Raw genomic sequence first — 19,678 nt, 5'->3', positions numbered from 1 at the left:
TTTCAAGTCTTTGCCTTCTCATCATATTAATAATTTAATAGATCTTTAAGCTACACAAGCCCCGGGATTTCTCGGGGCCTGTATTTCTATTTGTCGTTTAAGCGGTCTCCACCTCGAACAAGGGCTGATCAAATTCCACAGGAGAGGCGTCGTCTACCAGAATTTTCACGACTTTACCGCTGATCTCGCTTTCAATTTCATTAAAAAGTTTCATGGCTTCAATGACACAGACCACTTTGCCTGGCGTTATAATATCCCCTTCTTCCACAAAATTGGGTTTGTCTGGAGAAGGTCTGCGGTAAAAGGTTCCGATCATGGGGCTTTTAACGATCGTATTCTTGTTGGCGCCTGCATCTGCAGCCTTGGGCTTCGTATCGGCCACTGCCTGTGGGCTGGCCACCGGGGCTGTGGAAGCCGCAGCAGGTGCACTTGCCGGTAAAGGCAGGGCATGAATCGGATAGGGAGGAGCAGACACAATCTGAGGCGCCTGTTCTTCTTTTTGTTTGATGGTTAATTTAAAATCCTTCTGCTCAATACTGAATTCTCCGATATTGGATTTATTGATCATTTTGATCAGTTCCTGGATCTGTCTGAAGTCCATAGTTTTCAAATTTGACAGGTTTTGGGTTTAAGCGATACTGGCCTTTACCTGGTAATGTTTTATAAGTAACTAAGATAAGTAAATTATTCTTTAACACGTTCTACGTATTCCCCTGTTTTGGTATTCACCCGGATCAGTTCTCCTTCGTTCACAAACAGCGGTACATTGACGGTGGCGCCGGTCTCGACAGTGGCTGGTTTCAGGGTGCGTGTAGCAGTATCTCCTTTTAATCCCGGTTCTGTGTAGGTCACCTGCATGACGATTTTATCCGGCAATTCCACACTAACAGGTTGCTCGGTTTCGGTATTGATGGCAATGGCAACTTCCTGTCCTTCTTTTAAGAACTGGGGTGCATCAATCAGGCTTTCGGAAATGCTGATCTGTTCGAAGCTTTCGTTGTCCATGAAATTATAGCCGGTCTCGTCTTTGTACAAAAACTGGAATGCTCTTTTTTCAACCCTTACTGGATGAATGCTGTCGCCGGAGTTCCAGGTCTTTTCTATGGTCCGGTTATTATCCACGCCTTTGAGCTTTGCCCAGACTTTAGCTGCCGCCCGGGCGGTCTTATTTTCACCAAATTCCACTACGGAATAAAGGCTACCGTCCAGTTTTAAGATCATGCCACGACTGATATCTGCTGTATTTGCCATTGATAAATTTTTAGGGCGCAAATATATAGCATATTTAACGCGATCGGTCCAATTACCTCTATAAGTTGAAAAAAGAGGTGATTCAATAAATGAAATATATATTAAAATAATAAATATATGAAAATATTGAGAGGTGTTTGATATTAAAATTATATTAATTACTATTTTAGTGGCTTCTTAAATACTTAACTAGCTGTAAAGACTAGGATAATTCAAATCACAAAATATAATATATTAATAATATATGTTAGAATTCAGGCCTATCTCAACCAATATTAAAAAATTAAACCAATTACGTATGAACCTGAAATTTATTCTCGCAATGCCTGCGCTGCTGGTATCTACCCTGGTTATGGCGCAAACTGAAGCGATCGATTCGGAGGATGGGAAGCTCGAAATCCATGGCTCCGTTGATGCTTATTACCGATTCAATACCAACAACTCTAAGTTTAAGGACCTGGATGGCCAATACCTGGGACTGAACAATTATACCAGCTTTACTAATTCCCAGAACTCGGTGGAACTGGGCATGGCTTCGCTAAGCGCCACTTATACCAAGGGTAAGGCCGGGGTCGTGGTGGACCTGGGATTTGGCACCCGCGCCAACGAATTTTCTTACGCCGAGGAAAACGGGATCCTGCGGGCCATCAAACAGGGCTATGTGTTTTATAATGCCACTGATAATATCCGGATTTCAGCGGGTAAATGGGGTACCCATCTGGGCTATGAAGTCCTGGACCCACAACTGAACCGCAATTATAGTATGGGGTATATATTTTCCTACGGACCCTTTTCCCATACCGGTCTGAAAGTAGACCTGAGTCTGGGCAATGGATTCGGCTTGATGGGGGGCGTTACCAATCCCACAGATTACCTGTCAGCAAGCTTCGCCAGGAAAAATGTAATCGGCCAGCTGAGCAAAACTTCTGATAATTTTAATGTCTACCTCAATTATGTGGGAGGTAAGGATTTGGACAATAACAATAATAATCAGTTGGGTCTGACCGCTACAGGTAGTTTCAGTGACCAGTTTTCCATGGGTTATGACGGTACCGTTAAGTTTATCGATCCGGAAGCGGGTGGTTCCGGAAATTGGTGGGGATCAGCGTTATACTTTAATTATGATCCGTCCGAGCAACTGGGGATTACGCTGCGGGGGGAGTATTTTGATGACCAGCACCGTGGATTTATCTTCGGCCAGACATCGATCATTCAAAGCACTTTATCCTTTAATATCAAACCCGCGCCTGGTTTGACGTTCATACCGGAATTTCGGATTGACAGTGCCAAAGACCCCATTTTTTACAAAAACAATGATGGAGATATGACCCGCACAACAGGAACTTTCCTGCTGGCAGCGGTTTATTCTTTCTAAGGAATACGGGTTTATCAGAAAAAACGGCCCCCGTCGAAAGTCGGGGGTTTGCTTTTACCAGCTGAACTTTCAACAATCGGACCTCAGACTGGAATCGCGCAATTGATCCATTCGCCGTCAAAGGAAGCCTGATATTTTTTATAAAATTCAATGGCGGGCTTATTCCAGTCCAATACCTGCCAGCAAATCCGTCCCAACCCTCTGGTCCGGGCTTCAGTAATCAGCTGGTCAAAAAGCAGGCTGCCAATACGTTTTCCCCGGGCCTCCCTGGTGACCAGGATGTCTTCCAGGTACATGGCCTGCCCCTTCCAGGTGGAATAGCGGATATAGTAGAGGGCAAATCCCAAAATCATCCCCTCTGCATTACAGGCTACAAATCCCCACCATACAGGATTGGTTCCAAAACCACTTTCAACAAAATGTTCCGGTGCTACGGTCACCTCATCCGGTGCATTTTCAAAGGCTGCCAGTTCCCGCACCAGTTCCATGATGCGCGGACAATCGGCAGCGACAGCTTTTCTGATCGTTATATTCATGCCATTAGATTATCGTAAATCATTTTATTTTCCGCATCAAAACAGACAAATTGGACTCTAATATCCGGTGCGGCTATTAAAAAATCCCTTACCGCTTTCAGGGCTACTTCAGCAGCGCGAAGTTTTGGATAGCCGTATATGCCGGTACTGATATTGGGAAAGGCAATGCTACGGATTCCATAGCCTACAGCCAGGGCCAGACTGTTTCGATAACAGGCGGCTAGTAGCCTGGCTTCGTCCTGATGACCACCCCGCCAGACGGGTCCAACCGTATGAATTACATACCTGGCCGGTAGTTTACCCCCGGTGGTAATAACCGCCTCACCGGTAGGACAGCCTCCCTGACGGGCTCGGATGTCCTGGCAGGCCTGCAGGATTTCCGGGCCACCGGCCCGGTGTATCGCACCATCCACGCCGCCACCTCCCAGCAGGGAACTGTTGGCCGCATTGACGATCGCGTCCAGTTTTAAGCGGGTGATATCCCCCTGTATAACGAAGATTGAAGAATCAGTAGACATGACCTTCAGGATTGATATAGCGATCATACGGCTTTCGATGATAAAAGCCGGTCAACTGGCAGGCTCCTCCGCTAATAGGCCCATTCCACCAGGGTTGCTCCCCAGGTAAAACCCCCACCGAAGGCCGCCAGAACCAGTCGGTCGCCGGGATTCAGACGCTCTTCCCATTCCCAGAGACATAAGGGTATGGTGGCGGCCGTTGTGTTGCCGTAGCGTTGAATATTAACCATGACTTTTTCCTTGGGCAGGTTGATCCGGTTGGCCGTGGCGTCAATGATACGCAGGTTGGCCTGATGCGGGACGAGCCAGGCAATATCATCACCGGTCAACTGGTTTCTTTCGAGCAATTCCGCACTTACATCTGCCATTCCTTTGACAGCAAACTTAAATACTGCCTGACCTTCCTGATAAATATAATGTTCTTTATTAGCGACGGTTTCAGCACTGGACGGGTAAGCAGAGCCTCCCGCCTTCATTCTCAGGTACTGGCCGCCACTGCCATCACTTCTTAATATACTGTCCTTAATACCCAGGCCATTGGTGGATGGTTCCAATAGTACCGCACCCGCACCATCGCCGAAAATGATGCAGGTCGCCCGGTCCGTATAATCTACAATGGCACTCATTTTATCGGCACCGACGACAATAACTTTCTGGTACCTGCCACTTTCGATAAATGCGGCCCCCTGCGTCAATGCGTAAAGAAAACCAGAACAAGCCGCAGAAACATCAAAACCAAAGGCATTGACCAGGCCGGTTTTATCAGCTACAATATTGGCCGTTGCCGGAAATACCATATCAGGTGTGACGGTGGCAACGATGATACAGTCAATACTGGCAGGATCTATCTTCTTTTTATCCAACAGACTTTTTACAGCCGGAATCACCATTTCGCTGACGCCCCTGCCTTCCCCTTTCAGGATACGGCGTTCTTCAATCCCGGTTCGCGTACGGATCCATTCGTCGTTGGTGTCCACCATTTTCTCTAGATCGAAATTCGTGAGTTTGTCTTCAGGTACATAGCCGCTAACGCCTGTGATAGCCGCAATTATCTTATTCGCCATTAATTAATTTTAAATGATCATCAAGAGGTCCCCACAAGGGAGGCCAAAGGTAGTGAGATTTTAATATCTGTAATTTGATATTTGAAAATTGTTCATGGATATTTGCGGGTATGATAGCATATCTCAAAGGCCGTTTTGCCTCCATGTCCGCATCGACCGTTGTAGTCGATGTACAGGGGGTGGGTTATGAACTTCACATCAGTTTGAATACCTATACCCAGATACAGGGCAGGGAAAGCGGCCTGCTGTACACCCATCTGCTAATCCGTGAAGACGCGCATTTATTATATGGTTTTGCGGATCAAAAGGAAAGATCCGTGTTCCTGCTGCTGTTGGGGGTCTCTGGCATCGGCGCTAATACGGCAAGACTGATTTTGTCCTATATGAAACCCGACGAACTTTCCGCTGCCATACTGAGCGGAAACGCCCAGGCGCTGGAAAGAATCAAAGGTATCGGTAAAAAAACGGCGGAGCGCGCTGTCTTGGAATTGAAAGATAAAATCAGCAAATCCTCATCCGAACACCTGCCGCTGCCGGTCTCAGGTTTTGACAGAACCCGCCAGGACGCACTGGAAGCCCTTCAGGCATTGGGTATCAACAGACAATTAGCGGAGCAACGCGTAACCCTCTATCTGAAAGAATCATCCGAAATGCCGCTGGAGGACCTGATCAAAAAAGTCCTGAAAGGACTCTGACTGTTTTAATGGGCAAAGGCTTCGGGATCATTATTTATTTCCAGCCAATACTGGTCCGGATCCTGTATCCATAATTGACGGACACCATCCGGTCGGGTGGTTAATTTATTTTTCTCGCCATTGACGTCCTGCCAGCTGATGCCGGCTTTCTGAAGCTTTTTGGTAAATGCTTCCAGGGATGGCACGCTGAAGCAGATATGATTGTTTTTATAATATTCCTTTTTGGCGGGTGCTCCCAAAATCAGGTGCAGGGCCGTATGAGGTCCCGTCCTTAACCAGACATGCTTGCCCAGTTTAAAGGGTTCCGGTATTTCTTCGAGACCAATAATTTGTCTGTAAAAATCCGCAGCTTTTTTCAAATCAGTAACATACAGGGCATTATGATTGAGTAACGCCTGTGGTTTCTTTTCGGACTGGGCATGGGTTGACTGCATAAAAAACAGGAAACTTAAGGTACATAAAATAAATTTACACATGGCGGGGGTTTGAACAAATATCGGTAGTTCCGTTAAATTAAAAAAGCGTCCCTGGGGACGCTTGGTTGAACTTTACCCTATGGGTCAGTCGGCAAATTTTTTTCGTAGTGCATCCAGACTATTGTGAAAATTGCTTTTAGAAGGCTTTTCAATAGGTTGGGACCTGGAGGCTGGTCGACCCGAACCCTGTCTTGGCTGATTTTCGTCTTTCATGCTCAGTGCAATCCTTTTACGGGTCGTATCGACTTCCAATACCGTGACCATCACTTTTTGGTTGAGTTTCACAACTTCTGCAGGATCGGACACAAATTTATTGGCCAGATGAGAGACATGCACCAGTCCGTCCTGTTTGACGCCGACATCGACAAAGGCGCCGAAATTGGTAATATTGGTTACGATACCCGGTACCTTCATGCCCGGCTTTAAGTCGGCAATGGTGGATAAGGTTTCGTCGAACCGGAATACCTCTATCGGCGGCCGCGGATCGCGGCCGGGTTTCTCCAGTTCTTTGAGGATATCTTCGATCGTATAAGTTCCCGCCTGTTCGGTAATAAAATCTCCGGCCCGGATTTGTCTGCGAAGTGCCGGATCCCGGATCAGATCGGTTACAGCGCAGTTCATTTTTCCGGCCATCTGTGCCACGATTGAGTAGCTCTCGGGATGCACGCCAGAGTTGTCCAGTGGATCTGCGGCGTTGGGGATACGCAGAAAACCCGCCGCCTGCTCAAAAGCCTTTGGCCCCAGCATGCTCACTTTCAACAGTTCCTTTCTGGAACTGAATGGTCCATGCAGGTTGCGGTGGTCTACGATATTTTTAGCCGTAGTCGCAGTAAGTCCCGATACATAAGACAGGAGGTGCTTGCTGGCCGTATTCACATCCACGCCGACAAAGTTTACACAGCTCTCCACGACTTTGTCAAGACTCTCCTTTAAACGATGCTGGTTCACGTCATGCTGATATTGTCCCACGCCGATGCTTTTAGCATCAATTTTTACCAACTCACTCAGGGGATCCAGCAGCCGCCGGCCAATGCTGATCGCGCCTCTAACCGTCAGGTCCTGGTCTGGAAATTCTTCCCGGGCGACCTCGCTGGCTGAATAAATGGAGGCCCCGCTTTCATTCACCATAAAAACGGATACCGGTTTTCCAAAATCGATGCCACGTACCAGGGCTTCCGTCTCCTTACTTGCTGTGCCATTGCCATAGCCAATGGCTTCAATATCATACCGGGCCACGAGGTTTTTAAGTGTGGCAACCGCGCGATCCTTTTCCTGCTGCGGAGGATGAGGGAATATCGTTTCATATTTCAGAAAAGCGCCGCTGGCATCCAGGCAAACCACTTTGCAACCTGTTCGGAATCCAGGATCTATAGCCAGAATTTTTTTATGGCCCAAAGGAGAGGCCAGCAGTAACTGGCGCAGGTTCTCGGCAAATACCCGTATCGCTTCCTCGTCGGCAGCGGCCTTACTGCTCATCCGGAACTCGGTTTCTATGGATGGCTTTAAGAGCCGGTTATAAGCATCTTCAGTAGCCAGTGCAACCTGATCGGCAGCAGCTCCCGAATTAATGATAAATATCTTTTTGAGTCCTTCGATCGCAAGTTCTTTATCGATTGCAATGTCCATGATCAGAAAACCTTCTTTTTCACCCCGGCGGATGGCCAGCAGGCGATGGGAAGGCGCTGCGGATAAAGCTTCGCCATACTCAAAATAGTCGCGGTATTTCTGTGCTTCTTCGGTTTCTTTTTTTGTGGTCAGTACCCGGGCGGATAGCCGGGCCTGCTCACTGAAGAGGTTCCGCACCAATGTCCGGGCCAGCTGGTCTTCCGCAATTCTTTCTGCGATAATATCACGGGCACCCTGGAGGGCGGTCTGGCTATCGGGAACATTTTCGCTAACAAATTTTGCCGCTTCCGTTTCGGGATCTGCATACTGTTGGGCCAGCAAAAATGTGGCCAGTGGTTCCAGGCCATTTTCAATGGCGGTGGTAGCCCGGGTCTTCCTTTTCGGCTTATAGGGCAGATAAATGTCTTCCAGTTCTGTGGACTGGATGCATTGTTCAATTTTCTGACGGAGTTCGGGGCTCAGTTTGCCGGCGGCGTCAATCGTTTTCAGAACGGTTTCCTTACGTTTTTCCAGTTCCTCATAATATTGAATCTTGTCTATAACATTGGCCACCTGGACTTCATCCATATTTCCGGTAGCTTCCTTACGATACCGGCTGATAAAAGGGATGGTAGCTCCTTCAGTATGCAGTTGTGCGACATTGCCTATTTGTTTAGCCGGCAGGGTAAGATCCTGCGCGATTTGCTGTAAGTATTTACTGTCCATATTTCAATTATAAGGGCTGCAAATGTAAGGGAATTGACAGGGCTTTTGAGCGCAGATTCTTGTAAAAAATCCACAATAGCCGGTATCCGCCAGGTCCTGAAAAAACATGGTTATAAACCCTGTGCCAGGGTAATTGGATGGCCGGCAGGATCGCCATTTCTGGTATGGCGCAGTTTCAGAGAAAGGACCGAAAAGCGGTCCGATGAATCGACAGGGGTTTGCGGGTTATTCCGTTTTAAAAAGTTCTTCTTTGGAAACAATTTTTACCTTGTCACCATCTTTCAGGCTTTGACTGACTACGGCATAAGGCCCGGTAACTACCTGATCGCCGGCTTTGAGCCCGCGGGTAACTTCAATATAATTGATATCCTGAATGCCGGTACTTACGACCTTTTTTTTGACCTGCCCCTCAGGTCCGATCACAAATACGACCTCTTCCATATCGTCTGCTTCCTCTGTTGCCTGGGGATCGGCTGCCGGTTTGGCGGTTGCTTCTTTTTTCTCGTCGGCCATACTTTTGTCACTGCCCTTGATGCGGGCATTAACGGCGGCAATGGGTACCGATACCACCTTGTCCTTACGTTTGGTTTTAATATCAGCCCTGGCATTCATGCCCGGCCGGAAAGGGAGTCTGGTTCCCCCTGATTGCTCCAGCAAATCTTCGTAAGAAGATTTATCCAGACGGATCCGGACTTCATAGTTGGTAATATCGGTGGAAGAAACAGCGGTACCGCTGAGACCAGATTTCACACTGCTGGCAATCTTGGTGACCACACCACTGAATTTCCGATCATTATAAGCATCTACCTGAATTTCAGCCACATCGCCGATGCTTACTTTGACAATATCGTTTTCTCCGACATCCACCCGTACTTCCAGGGTATTCATATCGGCGATCGTCATCATCTCTGTACCTGCCATTTGCGCGGTACCTACAACACGTTCGCCTTTTTCTATTTTCAGTGAAGAAATTATGCCGCTCATTGGCGCAACAATTGTGGCCCTGCCCAGGGTTTTATCTGCTGAAGTAAGACCGGTACGGGAGGACCGGACCCCCGCTTTCAGACTGCGAATATTCTGCAGGGCTGCATCATAATTGGCCTGGGCTGAAGCCAGGGAGGTTTCCATTTGCTCCAGCTCTGCCTTGGAAATGACTTTATCCTGAAAAAGTTGCTTATTTCGCTCATATTGCACCCGGGCCTGCTCGAGTGAAGCTTTGAGGGCGCCGAGGGCTGCCTGACTGTTGGCTACCGTAGCTTCCGACTGACTCAGACGGGCAGCTGCCTCATCCCTTTGCAGGGCATACACATCGGCATATACCCGGGCCAAAACCTGTCCCTTGGAAACACTGTCCCCTTCCTGAACGGTGAGTTCAGTAACCTCACCACTAATATCGGGACTGATGGCCACCTCAAATTCCGGATAGACCTGCCCACTGGCAGTTACCGTTTGGGTGATAGAACGAACCGAGGCCTTTTCAGCGGTAACCCGGGTTTGCTTATTTCCGGAACCCAGCTTTACAGCGACTAAAAAAACAACAGCCAGGACAGCAGCTCCTATTATCAGTATTTTTTGCCAACGTTTGCTCATTACTCAGGTGGTTGATGGAGGTAAGGGGCCACGCGTTAGATGGTCCGGATACCGCAAATATGGTTACCTTAAGACGAAGGTATTATTAAATGTCTTTTTTTATGCAATTTTCTGGAAAACCGGTCGTTCAGTTTGCCGGCGGTGTATCCAGATCCATATATACGATCCGGTACTTTCCGGATCGCTGGTATCCTTTCCGATACCGTCGGTTCAGAATCAAGCCAAGCGTGCCGATACCCAGCCCTACCGCTGTATTGGCCAAGTTATCCCTGGCAAAGGGTTTATAGCCATTGCCCGAATTGACAATATTGAGCAGCGTATAGCCATAACCGCCATAGAATGCGAGTTTACCCACCGTATTCAGGTAATGGCTTTTTTTCATTTCCCGGGGGATCAGGACCTGCTTGATATCCTGGTAATGTACCGGGACAATATAAGTATTGACTGTGTCATAACTCAGGGTGCCAAAAACATTGGTATATGCATTGGTTTGGTAATATTTCAGGAATATACTGTCATTGGCTACACGATCGACCCTTCCATCATAACGGCGTCCTTCTTTGGAAATAAAAGAAATATCGGTACCTGCATAATAGCTTTTAACGGTTATCCCGTTTTTTTTTCTGACTGCAATAAAATCGGGCACCTGGGCCTGAGCGCAGCAGGAAACCAGCAGGAGGCCCATAACGGAAAGCAGTCTGATCATGCGGACTAAGTTAATGGATATTCGCATCCCGCTGGCGGCGAATTTGTTAAAGCAAAAAGAAAATTATACGCCCATTCGTTTGGCGAATTCAGGATTCAGATAGCCTTTTAGTTCCGAAAAAGGAATCCAGATATGAATCTCGCCGGCAGCATAGGGTCCCAGTTCATAAGGAACATAGGAAAAACCCAAACCATGAGCGCTAAAATAAAAATTGTCATTGGGTGCAATATGCTCGACCAATAGGATTTCACTGAGAGGCGTGGCTGCCGGAACATGATACTGGGCACGGTAATGAGACTCGAGCAATGCCTGTAACTGCAGTGAATCCAGATTCAGGATATTGGAAATCTGTAATTGTTTTTTTGTGCGGACATCATAACAACGCATGGTCGTACCATAGTTACCGTGCGCGCCGCCGGTATAGGCGTAATTAAAAAAACTGACAACAACATACCCGTTTTTATTGAAAAGCAGGTTGCTGCTGTTGATGTATTCCCGGTTCAGAAAATAATGTACTTCCTGCTTATTGCTGACACCAACCAGCGAACTATCCACTTCCGAAGTGTAGCCGTCAATCTTTTGCTGCACCAGCCGTCTGGCGATTTCCTGAAGACCTGCCTGCTGATCGGATTCCCGGGCCGGCAGGGGCAACAGGTGCTTCATGGCCTGGTTCAGCCATTCGCCATCTTCTGAAGGTCCCGCTGCCTGGACCAGCGAAATCCGGGCTTTCAGTACCGGTGTATCGGTCCTGAATTTCAGGTATCTTGCTGAATCCAAATAAGTAAAGCCGCCGAAAGGCATTGTTAAGGAGTCCTGGCTGGCAGTCAGCCGGATCGGAACCGCCATATGTTCATCCGCACTGATCCATTGTCCCGAGATGGTGTCTTTGCTGATATGCAGGGTCAGTCGGGGTGATAATCCTGTCGCATCAGAACGCTGTTCCATCAGATAAATACTGTCCGCGTTTTCTGCCCCCCAGTCCTTGATCAGAAAAACAGTAGGTCCGCTGTGTAATGGGTAATAGTTGGCGCTCACCATATCTCCCTGTCTGAAAAAATGCATCACCACGGAATCCTTTCCGATAATACCGGTAAGCGTCTGGTAAAAAACCGGTGCGGTAAAATCAACTGGTGCGCCAATTTCAAACCGGGTATCCAATTCATCCGTTTTAGAAGCGCTGTCCTTATTTTTACAGGATCCGAGGGTAAACAGAATCAGAAGAAAATAGGTAAGGCGTTTGTACATAATTTTCAGGAGTTGGGATAACGCAGCAAAAATACACTGCCTTCCTTAATTTAAGCATTTAAATCGACATTTTGTTGAATCGACCGCATATACTTCCTATTAAGACAGGATCCGGGGGATGCCGCCGACAGCGGCTTTGGCAACGTCGCGGCTATCTGCTTCACTGGGGCCTGTTGCTGGCAAGCGCCTGGGGGGCGACCCGGATACAGGCCCAGGAGATGCCGGATGACAGCATCCAGGCTTTAGCGCCTGTTACCGTGAAAGCTTTTGCCCAGGAACAGAATCGCAGCACTGCTGCACTAAGTGAGCTGGTGCCGGTGGCGGGTCCTAGAACATCGCTGGTTGCTGATTTTAATGCGATTACCGGGGTACGGATGGAGGAACGTTCCCCAGGCAGTTACCGGATCAATATCAGGGGTAGTTCCTTAAGATCGCCATTTGGTGTCCGTAATGTGAAGATTTACTGGAATGATATCCCGCTCACTGATCCAGGCGGCGGTAGTTATTTCAATCAACTGGCCTATAATAATTTTACCGGCATCCAGGTTTTTAAAGGCCCCGCCTCCAGCATGTATGGTGCCGGAACGGGAGGACTAATACTTATCCGCAATCAGCCCACCGGTAATGATTTCGCCCGATTGGAATTTACCGGTGGAAGTTTCGGTATGCAGCAGTTGTTGCTGACAGCGGGATCCAGCGGTAAAAAGCTGGCTTCAAAACTCAGTTATGCCCGGCAAAAGATGACGGGCTATCGCCGTCATTCGGCCTTACATAAAGACAATATTTCCTGGACCGGCCGGGCGATGTTGAGTCCGACGCAGGAGCTGGAAGCTTCGGTGCTGTATACGGATATGTATTACCAGACGCCAGGTGCACTGAATGTAGAACAGTACCAGTCCGATCCCCGGTCTGCCAGGCCGGCAAGTGGCAGTTTCCCTTCGGCGGCAGATGCCCGGGCAGCCATTGATCAACGAAATTTTACAGCCGGGATTACCTATCGCCAGGATTTCCATCGAGGCTGGACCAATCAGACCACTTTGTACGGTGCTTATAACCAGGTGCTAAATCCAGCCATCCGCAATTATGAAACCCGGTATGAACCGCATTATGGGGGCAGGACCCTATTGCGCCATATACACAGAACAGGCACAGAAGACTCACTGGTCTGGACGGCGGGTGGCGAGTGGCAACAGGGTGATTACCGGATTCGGGTACAGGGCAATAAAGCCGGTCATCCGGATACCCTGCAAACCTATGACCGGGTGAAAAGTAATGGGTACAGCCTGTTTACCCAGGCGGTTTATGTCGATGGAACTGGTTGGACTTATGCGGCGGGTTTGAGTTTTAACCGGAGTCGGATTGGTTTTACCCGACTCAGTGAATTGCCGATACGCCGCCAACCTTTTGTGTTTGGCAATGAACTGGCGCCCCGGTTTTCGGTATCCCGACGATGGAAGCGGGACTGGGTCCTGCTGGCTACTGTTGCCCGGGGATATGCACCGCCCGCGATTGCTGAACTATTGCCGTCTACCGGCCGGATCAATACCTCGCTCCGGGCGGAGAAAGGCTGGAATTATGAACTGACGGCAAATAGGAGACTCTGGCAGTACCTGCAGTTAGAAGGAACGGTTTATCATTTTAATCTACGCCATGCGTTGGTACAGCGAAGAGACGAAAGCGGTGCGGATTATTTTGCCAATGCCGGCCGAATCCGGCAGACGGGGGCCGAATTCAGCAGCAGTTATTTTTTTAATCCGGGATGGTTGCCCCTGCTCCAGACCGGCTACCTGCGACTGGGCTATACCTGGAGCCATTTCCGTTACCAGGACTATATAAACGATTCCGGGGACTTCAGCGGTAATACCCTGCCGGGGGTGCCTGCCAGGGCCGTTACTGCTGTTTTGGACCTGCAGTTAGATCCAGGCTGGTATATCAACCTGAATTATTACGGGGCCTCGAAACTATGGCTGAATGAAGCCAATACAGCGGAGACTGCGCCATACCATCTGCTGGGTTTGAAGCTGGGTTACAAAGCCCGTTGGGGGCCCTGTCAGCTGGATCTGAATCTGGGTGCCGATAACCTGTTGAATGAAACGTATAGCCTGGGCAATGATATTAATGCAGTTGCCGGCAGGTACTATAATGCGGCACCGCTGCGCAATTATTTTGCAGGACTGGCGATCAGCTGGTACCGGTAGCTCCCTGGTGCTGTAAATTACCAGGTGCCGGCTGAATTAACGAAATACCGTTGTCGCAAGTCTGGCCGACTCATAGGCCATTGCCTGATTGTGATTCAGGGTCAGTTTTTTGATATTGATCAGGTCCACAATGGTACCTACGAAACAAAGACCCGCTGTAAAGAAATACAGGATACCCAGGGCAATATCACCGGTAATCAGGCGATGGATCCCTGCCACACCTACGAATCCCAACAAACAGAGAATCAGCAGGGTTTGCTGGTCTTTTCTTTTACCCCTGTATATCATCAGAAAATTTTCCCGTTGCTGGTCGTTCATGTCTTTAGTCAGGTTGATAATGCTTGCGATTTCCTCATAATCCATATCAGGAAACATGCGAAGTAGTTGTTGATGGTCCATAGTTGTATTTGTTTTTGTTGATTTTATAGAATGATTTACAGCTTTGATAAAAAATGATAAGGGTGGCCGGAATCCCCAGGATATGCGCATCCAGCGATTGCCGGAATTCAAAATGAAGCGCATAATGGATGGCGTGACCCAGCCCGCAGCCAGGGCACCAGTTAATCCCCAGTTGATGCAGCAGACATAACGAAGTACTGTTGTCGCTGACCTGCATCAGACCCAGAACAATCAGGGCGCCGTTCCAGATAATGACTTCACTATATTTTCTAAGTAGGCGTATCAAGCTGTGTTGCTGTTAATAATGTAAAAATAAGCGTAAAGCACAGCTTGCAGCAAGGTCTATCGGTGAGCGGTTGCTCAGCGCCGGTCAGTGTCTGCGATATCCCCTTTATTGGTAAGGCTAGGTGCCCTCTGGTTGACGAAAGGGTGCGCCTATTTTTTGAGGGCCCATTTGAGCATTTCTTTCCAACTGGGCTTCTTACCATACATCAGAATGCCGGTGCGGTAGATCTTTCCGGCCAGCCATACCATCAGCAAAAAACCGGCAATCAGCAGGGCCATACTCAGACCCAGTTGCCAGTAGGGTACGGTGCCTGGTACGCCATAGGCGACCCGGGCCATCATTACGATGGGCGAGGTAAAGGGAATGATGCTGGCCCATACGGCGACCGAACTGGTAGGGTTCCGCATGGCAATCGTCAGCAAAAAGATGGCAAAGATGATAATCATGGTTACCGGGAAACTCAGGGACTGCGCTTCCCGCATGTCTTCGTTTACGGCACTGCCGATGGCCGCGTACAGGGAAGAATAGAAAAAGAATCCGCCGAGGAAATAAAAGGCAAAAAGGAAAAGCAACAGGGGCAAATTGACACTGTTGAAAACCTCCTGTGCTGCGGCTACGGCTCCCTGCATGGCTCCACTGTTGGCCGACGCCGTCCGTGTCAGATTATAGACAATAAACACAAAAGCGATCCACAACAGAAACTGTGTCAGCGCCACCAGTGCAATGCCGATGATTTTACCCAGCATCAGCTGAAAAGGACGCACAGAGGAGACCATAACTTCAGCAATACGGTTGGTCTTTTCTTCCATGACGCCCATCATCACCTGGGAACCGTAGATCAGTAGAATAAAATAGATCAGAAAGCCTGCCACATAGCCGATGATCATCGCTTTGGTACCGTCAGCACCTTTGTCTTTGAGGTTTTCAGCTTTAACGGCCAGGCGGCTGTCATTCAGGGTCTCTTTCTTAATGCTGTCAATACCTAATTCCTCGTATTTGATTTCGTTCCAGATTGTATTCAGTTTGGACTGTACACCCGGGACCGTACCCAGGGTACGGTTAGATTTGATGGTAATCTGATCCGGTGCATGGGTAATTACGGTGGAAGCAGGTATGACTACATAACCATCATAGCCGTCCGTTTCAAAACTTTCTGCCAGATGTTCCGGGTCCTGTTTCACCAGCACCAGAGAACTGGATGGATCTGCGGCATTGGCCGCATCGACCCTTGCCTGGGTAAATTTACCAGAAGAATCCACCAATGCAATTTTCAATCGAGTGTTGGTTTTCTCACCAAGATAAGTCGTACCGAAAATCAGGGCAATATACAACAGCGGAAACAGCAGGGTGGATATGATAAAAGTCTTTTTTCGGACCCTGGTATTGAATTCACGCTGGATGATCAGAAATATCTTATTCATAGTACTTAAAATTATTTTCTCCGGCGAACCTGCCGGGATAAGCTTTGGATTCAATTCTATTATTACAACCACGGTGTTGCTATACTCATTCAACCTTTTCAAATTCTCTGGCCAGCGGAGTACCTTCTACCTGCCGGATAAATATATCGTTGAGGCTGGGCAGGATCTCATTAAAGGAATCTATGTCTGCCCCCTGTTCCATCATGAATCTCAACACTTCATTATTGCTCCTACCTTCTTTTTTCTGAAGAATCATTGCACGGCCTTCATGGCTCATGAGCTCAAAAAAATCGTTCTCACCAATGCGAAGTCCGGCATCATTTAAAGTTACCCGGTAGAGATTTTCTTTAAAATCCTGTTGCAGTTGATCCAGGGTGCCGTCCAGAATTTTCTTTCCCTTATTAACCAGAATGATATGGTCACAGATTTCTTCGACCTGTTCCATGCGATGGGTGCTGAAGATGATCGTGGCGCCTTCCCGGGAGAGCCTGAAGATTTCATCTTTGATCAGGTTGCTGTTCACCGGATCCAGACCACTGAAGGGCTCATCCAGAATGATGAGCTTGGGGTGGTGTAGGACGGTGGTGACAAATTGCAGTTTTTGCTGCATCCCTTTGGACAGGTCCTCCACTTTTTTATTCCACCAGTTCTCCATACCGAACCGCTCAAACCATTCTTTGATTTTTAATGTAGCCTGCTTTTTTTCCAGGCCTTTGAGCCGGGCCAGGTAAACGGTCTGTTCGCCAATCTTCATTTTCTTATACAGACCCCTTTCTTCTGGCATATAGCCGATTTTGGCATGGTCATGAAGGGCATCAAAGGGCTTCCCGTCAAAAAGAATCTGTCCCTCGTCCGGATAAAATATACCGGTAATCATTCGTATCAATGTGGTTTTGCCGGCACCGTTGGGCCCCAGTAAACCGAAAATCTGTCCGGTTTCAATTGAAAGACTGATATCGTCAACAGCTTTCTGGTTGGAAAAATACTTTTTCAGGTTGCGAATCTCTAATATGGCCATATTCGGAGTTTTTTAACAGATACTGGTCGCAAAGATAACCGCTTAGTGTGGATAGCATTGAGTTTTACAGCATGTCTTTCCCCAAAAGACTAAAGAGAGGCCTTGTCCGCGATCAAGAATTCAAAAAGGGTGTAATCCTGTATTTTAGGGATGCCGGAATCACAGCTATTTCCCGCATTTTTGCATTTCATATCTGTCTATCATGAAAAAGAGATTTTCCCTATTAAGTTTTGCATTACCGGCTGTGCTGATCCTGGTATCAGGCTGGGGATTTCTGGTGCACCGTACCATTGCCCAACTGGCCATATATGAACTGCCGGGACCCATGCAGGCTTTCTTTTATACCCACAAGGATTCATTGGTATATGGGGCACCCCGTCCGGATGTCAGAAGGACAGGTCATCCTGAGGAAGGGAGCAAACATTATATGGACATGGAGTATTTTGGGGACAGTGCGTTTCGGGTGATCCCCCGTAACTGGGATGCAGCCGTTGCCCGATATACGGCAGATTCCCTGCATAAATACGGAACATTGCCCTTTGTGGTCATCGAGTACCTGGGCAGACTGACGGATGCCTTCCGTTCAGGCAATGCCGACAGCATTGTTTTTTATGCAGCTGATCTGAGTCACTATATCGGCGATGCCCATGTGCCCTTGCATGCTTCCATGAATTATGACGGGCAGCTTACCGGTCAGCAGGGACTGCATGATTTATGGGAAACCACGGTTCCGGAAGTTGAAATGATGCATTACCAGCTTAGCAGCCGGCATAAAGCCCGTTATCTCAAATCACCCGAAACCCGGATATGGGGCATTCTGGAACATACTTTTTCACTGGTACCGGAGGTTTTTGAGAAGGAGCGGGAAGTAGCCCGGAATTTCAATGATTCCACCAAGTACCGGTGGGAGGTACGCTGGGGTAAAAAACGGCGGTTTTATACGCCGGAATTCGCTCGTCAGTATTCCCGGGCACTGGGCCGTTCTGTGAATGATCAGCTGATTGCCGCCTCTGGCGCCATTGCGGATTTCTGGTATACAGCCTGGGTCAATGCAGGGAAGCCGGATCTGAATAAATTACTGGAAGTTCCCTATCAAAAGAAAGCCTTCCGGAATGAACAAAAGGCTTTTCGGAAAAATGAACTGGTAGAGAAACGGCTCCTGATTTCCACTTTAAAGATCACCAAAGATTAGTTTTTTCGCCAGCGTGGATTGGGGAAGCAGGCGGGGTGATCATCTACTGACTTATTAAAATTTATTAATGACCCGTATTGGCCTGATTTCAGACACACACGGATATCTTGATCCGCTGGTTTTTGAATATTTTGCTTCCTGTGATGAGATCTGGCATGGAGGAGATTTTGGATCAGCGGAGGTGGCAGCAGCCTTGCGGGCTTTCAGGCCCCTGCGCGGTGTATATGGGAATATAGATGGTGCAGACATTCGCGGGCATTATCAGGAGACCGCTGTTTTTCAAATCGAAGGCCTGAAAATACTCATGCTACATATCGGCGGTTATCCGCCCAAATACAATACGAGAAGCCGCCAACTGCTGTTGGCGCAAAAACCCGGTTTGTTTATCAGTGGGCATTCCCATATTTTGAAAATCATGTACGACGAAGCTTTGGGTTGTCTGCACATGAATCCGGGAGCGGCAGGCAAACAGGGCTGGCATCAGCAACGTACCCTCATTCGATTTTCGATTGACGGTCCTGCATGTAAGGATTGTGAGGTTATTGAATTGGGACCCCGTTAATCTGACCGCTGCAGCAGCGAATCAAAACCAGCCACGGCCCTGTCCGATCTCTCTAAAGGGCCAGGGTATGGTAGCGAGGGTGACGATCAGCGCCAGGACATAGAACAGTACCGTTTTGCGGTGTTTGGTGCGATCGGCGATCTGTTTTTTGGCATAGGAACGTCCGATATGCACCAGGACCAGCGCGATCAGCATGCCGGCAATATGTTCCACGGCAAAAAACCGGTAGACCGGCGCCTGCATCAGGTCCGACATGGGCATTTGCTGAAATAATTTTAATCCAAATGTTCCGGTAAGCCATTGCACCAGTCCGATCAGCACATTGAGGTCGAAACAAATCATCAGGAGTAAACCAGCGCTCTTATGCGATTTGGTAAAGGGTTTATCACCTGCACCCAGGCTTCTGAAGATGGCGATTAGAAAAAATAACAGAATGGCCCAGCGTAAAAAGCTGTGGAGATGGAGAAGTCCTGTTTGCATAGTAATCGAGATTTGTTCCTGCGAAAATAGGCATTTAAACCGATTTGACAGGTTTCGGCAAGAGAGGGATGAATGGAAGACCGTAGCGGGGCAATCCACTAATAAAAACTGCCGTATCGCCGGCAATCTTTAGCCCTTAGGAGGATGGGTACAAAGTATTTGGATAATTTACCAAAGCGGTTAACTTTGTTTTATTAGTAGGAGACTTGAAAAACCTCGTAAGGGACTTGCGGGTACAGGCATGGAGCCATTGCAGGACTGCTAAAACTTCGAAGCAGTAAGCAAGTGGCTTTAACCTGTGAAGCCCAACAAACTTAGTTGTTGTGCAGTTCACC

20 protein-coding genes are annotated in these 19,678 nt (G+C 48.2%); 5 read left to right on the top strand and 15 right to left on the bottom strand.

The window, feature by feature from the left end; translation table 11 throughout:
• Positions 1-97: 97 nt before the first annotated feature.
• Both accB and efp read right to left on the bottom strand, forming a co-directional pair.
• Positions 98-601, bottom strand: coding sequence for an acetyl-CoA carboxylase biotin carboxyl carrier protein (accB, locus tag ACYVI9_RS00250; RefSeq protein ID WP_460759052.1), 504 nt, complete (start codon positions 599-601; stop codon positions 98-100).
• Between the two features lie 83 nt (positions 602-684).
• Positions 685-1,251, bottom strand: coding sequence for an elongation factor P (efp, locus tag ACYVI9_RS00245; protein WP_460759048.1), 567 nt, complete (start codon positions 1,249-1,251; stop codon positions 685-687).
• A 298-nt stretch (positions 1,252-1,549) separates the two neighbouring features.
• On the opposite strand from efp, the gene ACYVI9_RS00240 reads away from it, so the two are divergent.
• Entirely contained in the window at positions 1,550-2,626 is a 1,077-nt protein-coding gene (locus tag ACYVI9_RS00240; RefSeq protein ID WP_460759046.1) for an outer membrane beta-barrel protein, read from the top strand.
• A gap of 83 nt (positions 2,627-2,709) precedes the next feature.
• On the opposite strand, the gene ACYVI9_RS00235 is transcribed toward ACYVI9_RS00240, so the two are convergent.
• The 3 genes from ACYVI9_RS00235 to ACYVI9_RS00225 all read right to left on the bottom strand — a co-directional run bounded on the left by ACYVI9_RS00235 (position 2,710) and on the right by ACYVI9_RS00225 (position 4,744).
• Entirely contained in the window at positions 2,710-3,162 is a 453-nt protein-coding gene (locus tag ACYVI9_RS00235; protein ID WP_460759043.1) for a GNAT family N-acetyltransferase, read from the bottom strand.
• Positions 3,159-3,680, bottom strand: coding sequence for an O-acetyl-ADP-ribose deacetylase (locus ACYVI9_RS00230; protein WP_460759040.1), 522 nt, complete (start codon positions 3,678-3,680; stop codon positions 3,159-3,161). The genes ACYVI9_RS00235 and ACYVI9_RS00230 overlap by 4 nt, the downstream gene beginning before the upstream one ends.
• Before the next feature lie 71 nt (positions 3,681-3,751).
• Positions 3,752-4,744: a beta-ketoacyl-ACP synthase III gene (locus ACYVI9_RS00225; protein WP_460759038.1), complete on the bottom strand. Its 993-nt coding sequence runs from the start codon at positions 4,742-4,744 to the stop codon at positions 3,752-3,754.
• A gap of 110 nt (positions 4,745-4,854) precedes the next feature.
• Here ACYVI9_RS00225 and ruvA point away from each other — a divergent pair, with 110 nt between their 5' ends.
• On the top strand, positions 4,855-5,439 hold the full coding sequence (gene ruvA, locus ACYVI9_RS00220) for a Holliday junction branch migration protein RuvA (RefSeq protein WP_460759035.1): 585 nt from the start codon (positions 4,855-4,857) through the stop codon (positions 5,437-5,439).
• Between the two features lie 5 nt (positions 5,440-5,444).
• Here the strand turns inward: ruvA and ACYVI9_RS00215 are convergent, their stop codons facing one another.
• The 5 genes from ACYVI9_RS00215 to ACYVI9_RS00195 all read right to left on the bottom strand — a co-directional run bounded on the left by ACYVI9_RS00215 (position 5,445) and on the right by ACYVI9_RS00195 (position 11,787).
• Complete coding sequence (locus ACYVI9_RS00215) at positions 5,445-5,915, bottom strand: VOC family protein (protein ID WP_460759032.1); 471 nt, start codon at positions 5,913-5,915, stop codon at positions 5,445-5,447.
• Between the two features lie 84 nt (positions 5,916-5,999).
• Entirely contained in the window at positions 6,000-8,246 is a 2,247-nt protein-coding gene (locus ACYVI9_RS00210; protein ID WP_460759030.1) for a Tex family protein, read from the bottom strand.
• 225 nt (positions 8,247-8,471) lie between these two features.
• Positions 8,472-9,836: an efflux RND transporter periplasmic adaptor subunit gene (locus ACYVI9_RS00205; protein WP_460759027.1), complete on the bottom strand. Its 1,365-nt coding sequence runs from the start codon at positions 9,834-9,836 to the stop codon at positions 8,472-8,474.
• Between the two features lie 127 nt (positions 9,837-9,963).
• The gene (locus ACYVI9_RS00200; RefSeq protein WP_460759024.1) at positions 9,964-10,542 is read right to left on the bottom strand and encodes a hypothetical protein; all 579 of its coding nucleotides are present in this window, start codon (positions 10,540-10,542) and stop codon (positions 9,964-9,966) included.
• 63 nt (positions 10,543-10,605) lie between these two features.
• Positions 10,606-11,787 (bottom strand): DUF3298 and DUF4163 domain-containing protein, encoded by a 1,182-nt coding sequence (locus ACYVI9_RS00195; RefSeq protein WP_460759021.1) that lies wholly within the window; start codon positions 11,785-11,787, stop codon positions 10,606-10,608.
• A 71-nt stretch (positions 11,788-11,858) separates the two neighbouring features.
• Between ACYVI9_RS00195 and ACYVI9_RS00190 the strand changes: the two genes are divergently transcribed.
• Complete coding sequence (locus ACYVI9_RS00190) at positions 11,859-13,985, top strand: TonB-dependent receptor (RefSeq protein ID WP_460759018.1); 2,127 nt, start codon at positions 11,859-11,861, stop codon at positions 13,983-13,985.
• Between the two features lie 36 nt (positions 13,986-14,021).
• Here ACYVI9_RS00190 and ACYVI9_RS00185 read toward each other — a convergent pair whose 3' ends face one another.
• The 4 genes from ACYVI9_RS00185 to ACYVI9_RS00170 form a co-directional block, all read right to left on the bottom strand.
• On the bottom strand, positions 14,022-14,384 hold the full coding sequence (locus ACYVI9_RS00185; RefSeq protein WP_460759016.1) for a TM2 domain-containing protein: 363 nt from the start codon (positions 14,382-14,384) through the stop codon (positions 14,022-14,024).
• On the bottom strand, positions 14,350-14,670 hold the full coding sequence (locus tag ACYVI9_RS00180) for a DUF2752 domain-containing protein (protein ID WP_460759013.1): 321 nt from the start codon (positions 14,668-14,670) through the stop codon (positions 14,350-14,352). The genes ACYVI9_RS00185 and ACYVI9_RS00180 overlap by 35 nt, the downstream gene beginning before the upstream one ends.
• A 149-nt stretch (positions 14,671-14,819) precedes the next feature.
• Positions 14,820-16,091, bottom strand: a complete 1,272-nt coding sequence (locus ACYVI9_RS00175; protein WP_460759010.1) for an ABC transporter permease — start codon at positions 16,089-16,091, stop codon at positions 14,820-14,822.
• Between the two features lie 85 nt (positions 16,092-16,176).
• On the bottom strand, positions 16,177-17,109 hold the full coding sequence (locus tag ACYVI9_RS00170; RefSeq protein WP_460759008.1) for an ABC transporter ATP-binding protein: 933 nt from the start codon (positions 17,107-17,109) through the stop codon (positions 16,177-16,179).
• A gap of 202 nt (positions 17,110-17,311) precedes the next feature.
• Between ACYVI9_RS00170 and ACYVI9_RS00165 the strand changes: the two genes are divergently transcribed.
• Positions 17,312-18,301, top strand: coding sequence for a zinc dependent phospholipase C family protein (locus tag ACYVI9_RS00165; RefSeq protein ID WP_460759005.1), 990 nt, complete (start codon positions 17,312-17,314; stop codon positions 18,299-18,301).
• A gap of 67 nt (positions 18,302-18,368) precedes the next feature.
• Complete coding sequence (locus ACYVI9_RS00160) at positions 18,369-18,863, top strand: metallophosphoesterase family protein (RefSeq protein ID WP_460759002.1); 495 nt, start codon at positions 18,369-18,371, stop codon at positions 18,861-18,863.
• Between the two features lie 21 nt (positions 18,864-18,884).
• Here the strand turns inward: ACYVI9_RS00160 and ACYVI9_RS00155 are convergent, their stop codons facing one another.
• On the bottom strand, positions 18,885-19,343 hold the full coding sequence (locus ACYVI9_RS00155) for a hypothetical protein (RefSeq protein WP_460759000.1): 459 nt from the start codon (positions 19,341-19,343) through the stop codon (positions 18,885-18,887).
• Between the last annotated feature and the right edge of the window lie 335 nt (positions 19,344-19,678).

It is taken from the genome of Niabella terrae (assembly GCF_054783135.1).
The sequence above is the reverse complement of the archived record's forward strand: the minus strand, read 5'-3'. Positions and strand labels throughout refer to the sequence as shown.

Bases quoted from the DNA above. Each gene is read 5' to 3' on its own strand.
- ACYVI9_RS00215 (WP_460759032.1), bottom strand. From the start codon at position 5,915: ATGTGTAAATTTATTTTATGTACCTTAAGTTTCCTGTTTTTTATGCAG.
- ACYVI9_RS00235 (WP_460759043.1), bottom strand. From the start codon at position 3,162: ATGAATATAACGATCAGAAAAGCTGTCGCTGCCGATTGTCCGCGCATC.
- ACYVI9_RS00205 (WP_460759027.1), bottom strand. From the start codon at position 9,836: ATGAGCAAACGTTGGCAAAAAATACTGATAATAGGAGCTGCTGTCCTG.
- accB (WP_460759052.1), bottom strand. From the start codon at position 601: ATGGACTTCAGACAGATCCAGGAACTGATCAAAATGATCAATAAATCC.
- ACYVI9_RS00170 (WP_460759008.1), bottom strand. From the start codon at position 17,109: ATGGCCATATTAGAGATTCGCAACCTGAAAAAGTATTTTTCCAACCAG.
- ACYVI9_RS00165 (WP_460759005.1), top strand. From the start codon at position 17,312: ATGAAAAAGAGATTTTCCCTATTAAGTTTTGCATTACCGGCTGTGCTG.
- ruvA (WP_460759035.1), top strand. From the start codon at position 4,855: ATGATAGCATATCTCAAAGGCCGTTTTGCCTCCATGTCCGCATCGACC.
- ACYVI9_RS00155 (WP_460759000.1), bottom strand. From the start codon at position 19,343: ATGCAAACAGGACTTCTCCATCTCCACAGCTTTTTACGCTGGGCCATT.
- ACYVI9_RS00160 (WP_460759002.1), top strand. From the start codon at position 18,369: ATGACCCGTATTGGCCTGATTTCAGACACACACGGATATCTTGATCCG.
- ACYVI9_RS00230 (WP_460759040.1), bottom strand. From the start codon at position 3,680: ATGTCTACTGATTCTTCAATCTTCGTTATACAGGGGGATATCACCCGC.
- ACYVI9_RS00210 (WP_460759030.1), bottom strand. From the start codon at position 8,246: ATGGACAGTAAATACTTACAGCAAATCGCGCAGGATCTTACCCTGCCG.
- efp (WP_460759048.1), bottom strand. From the start codon at position 1,251: ATGGCAAATACAGCAGATATCAGTCGTGGCATGATCTTAAAACTGGAC.
- ACYVI9_RS00185 (WP_460759016.1), bottom strand. From the start codon at position 14,384: ATGGACCATCAACAACTACTTCGCATGTTTCCTGATATGGATTATGAG.
- ACYVI9_RS00195 (WP_460759021.1), bottom strand. From the start codon at position 11,787: ATGTACAAACGCCTTACCTATTTTCTTCTGATTCTGTTTACCCTCGGA.
- ACYVI9_RS00225 (WP_460759038.1), bottom strand. From the start codon at position 4,744: ATGGCGAATAAGATAATTGCGGCTATCACAGGCGTTAGCGGCTATGTA.
- ACYVI9_RS00175 (WP_460759010.1), bottom strand. From the start codon at position 16,091: ATGAATAAGATATTTCTGATCATCCAGCGTGAATTCAATACCAGGGTC.
- ACYVI9_RS00240 (WP_460759046.1), top strand. From the start codon at position 1,550: ATGAACCTGAAATTTATTCTCGCAATGCCTGCGCTGCTGGTATCTACC.
- ACYVI9_RS00200 (WP_460759024.1), bottom strand. From the start codon at position 10,542: ATGATCAGACTGCTTTCCGTTATGGGCCTCCTGCTGGTTTCCTGCTGC.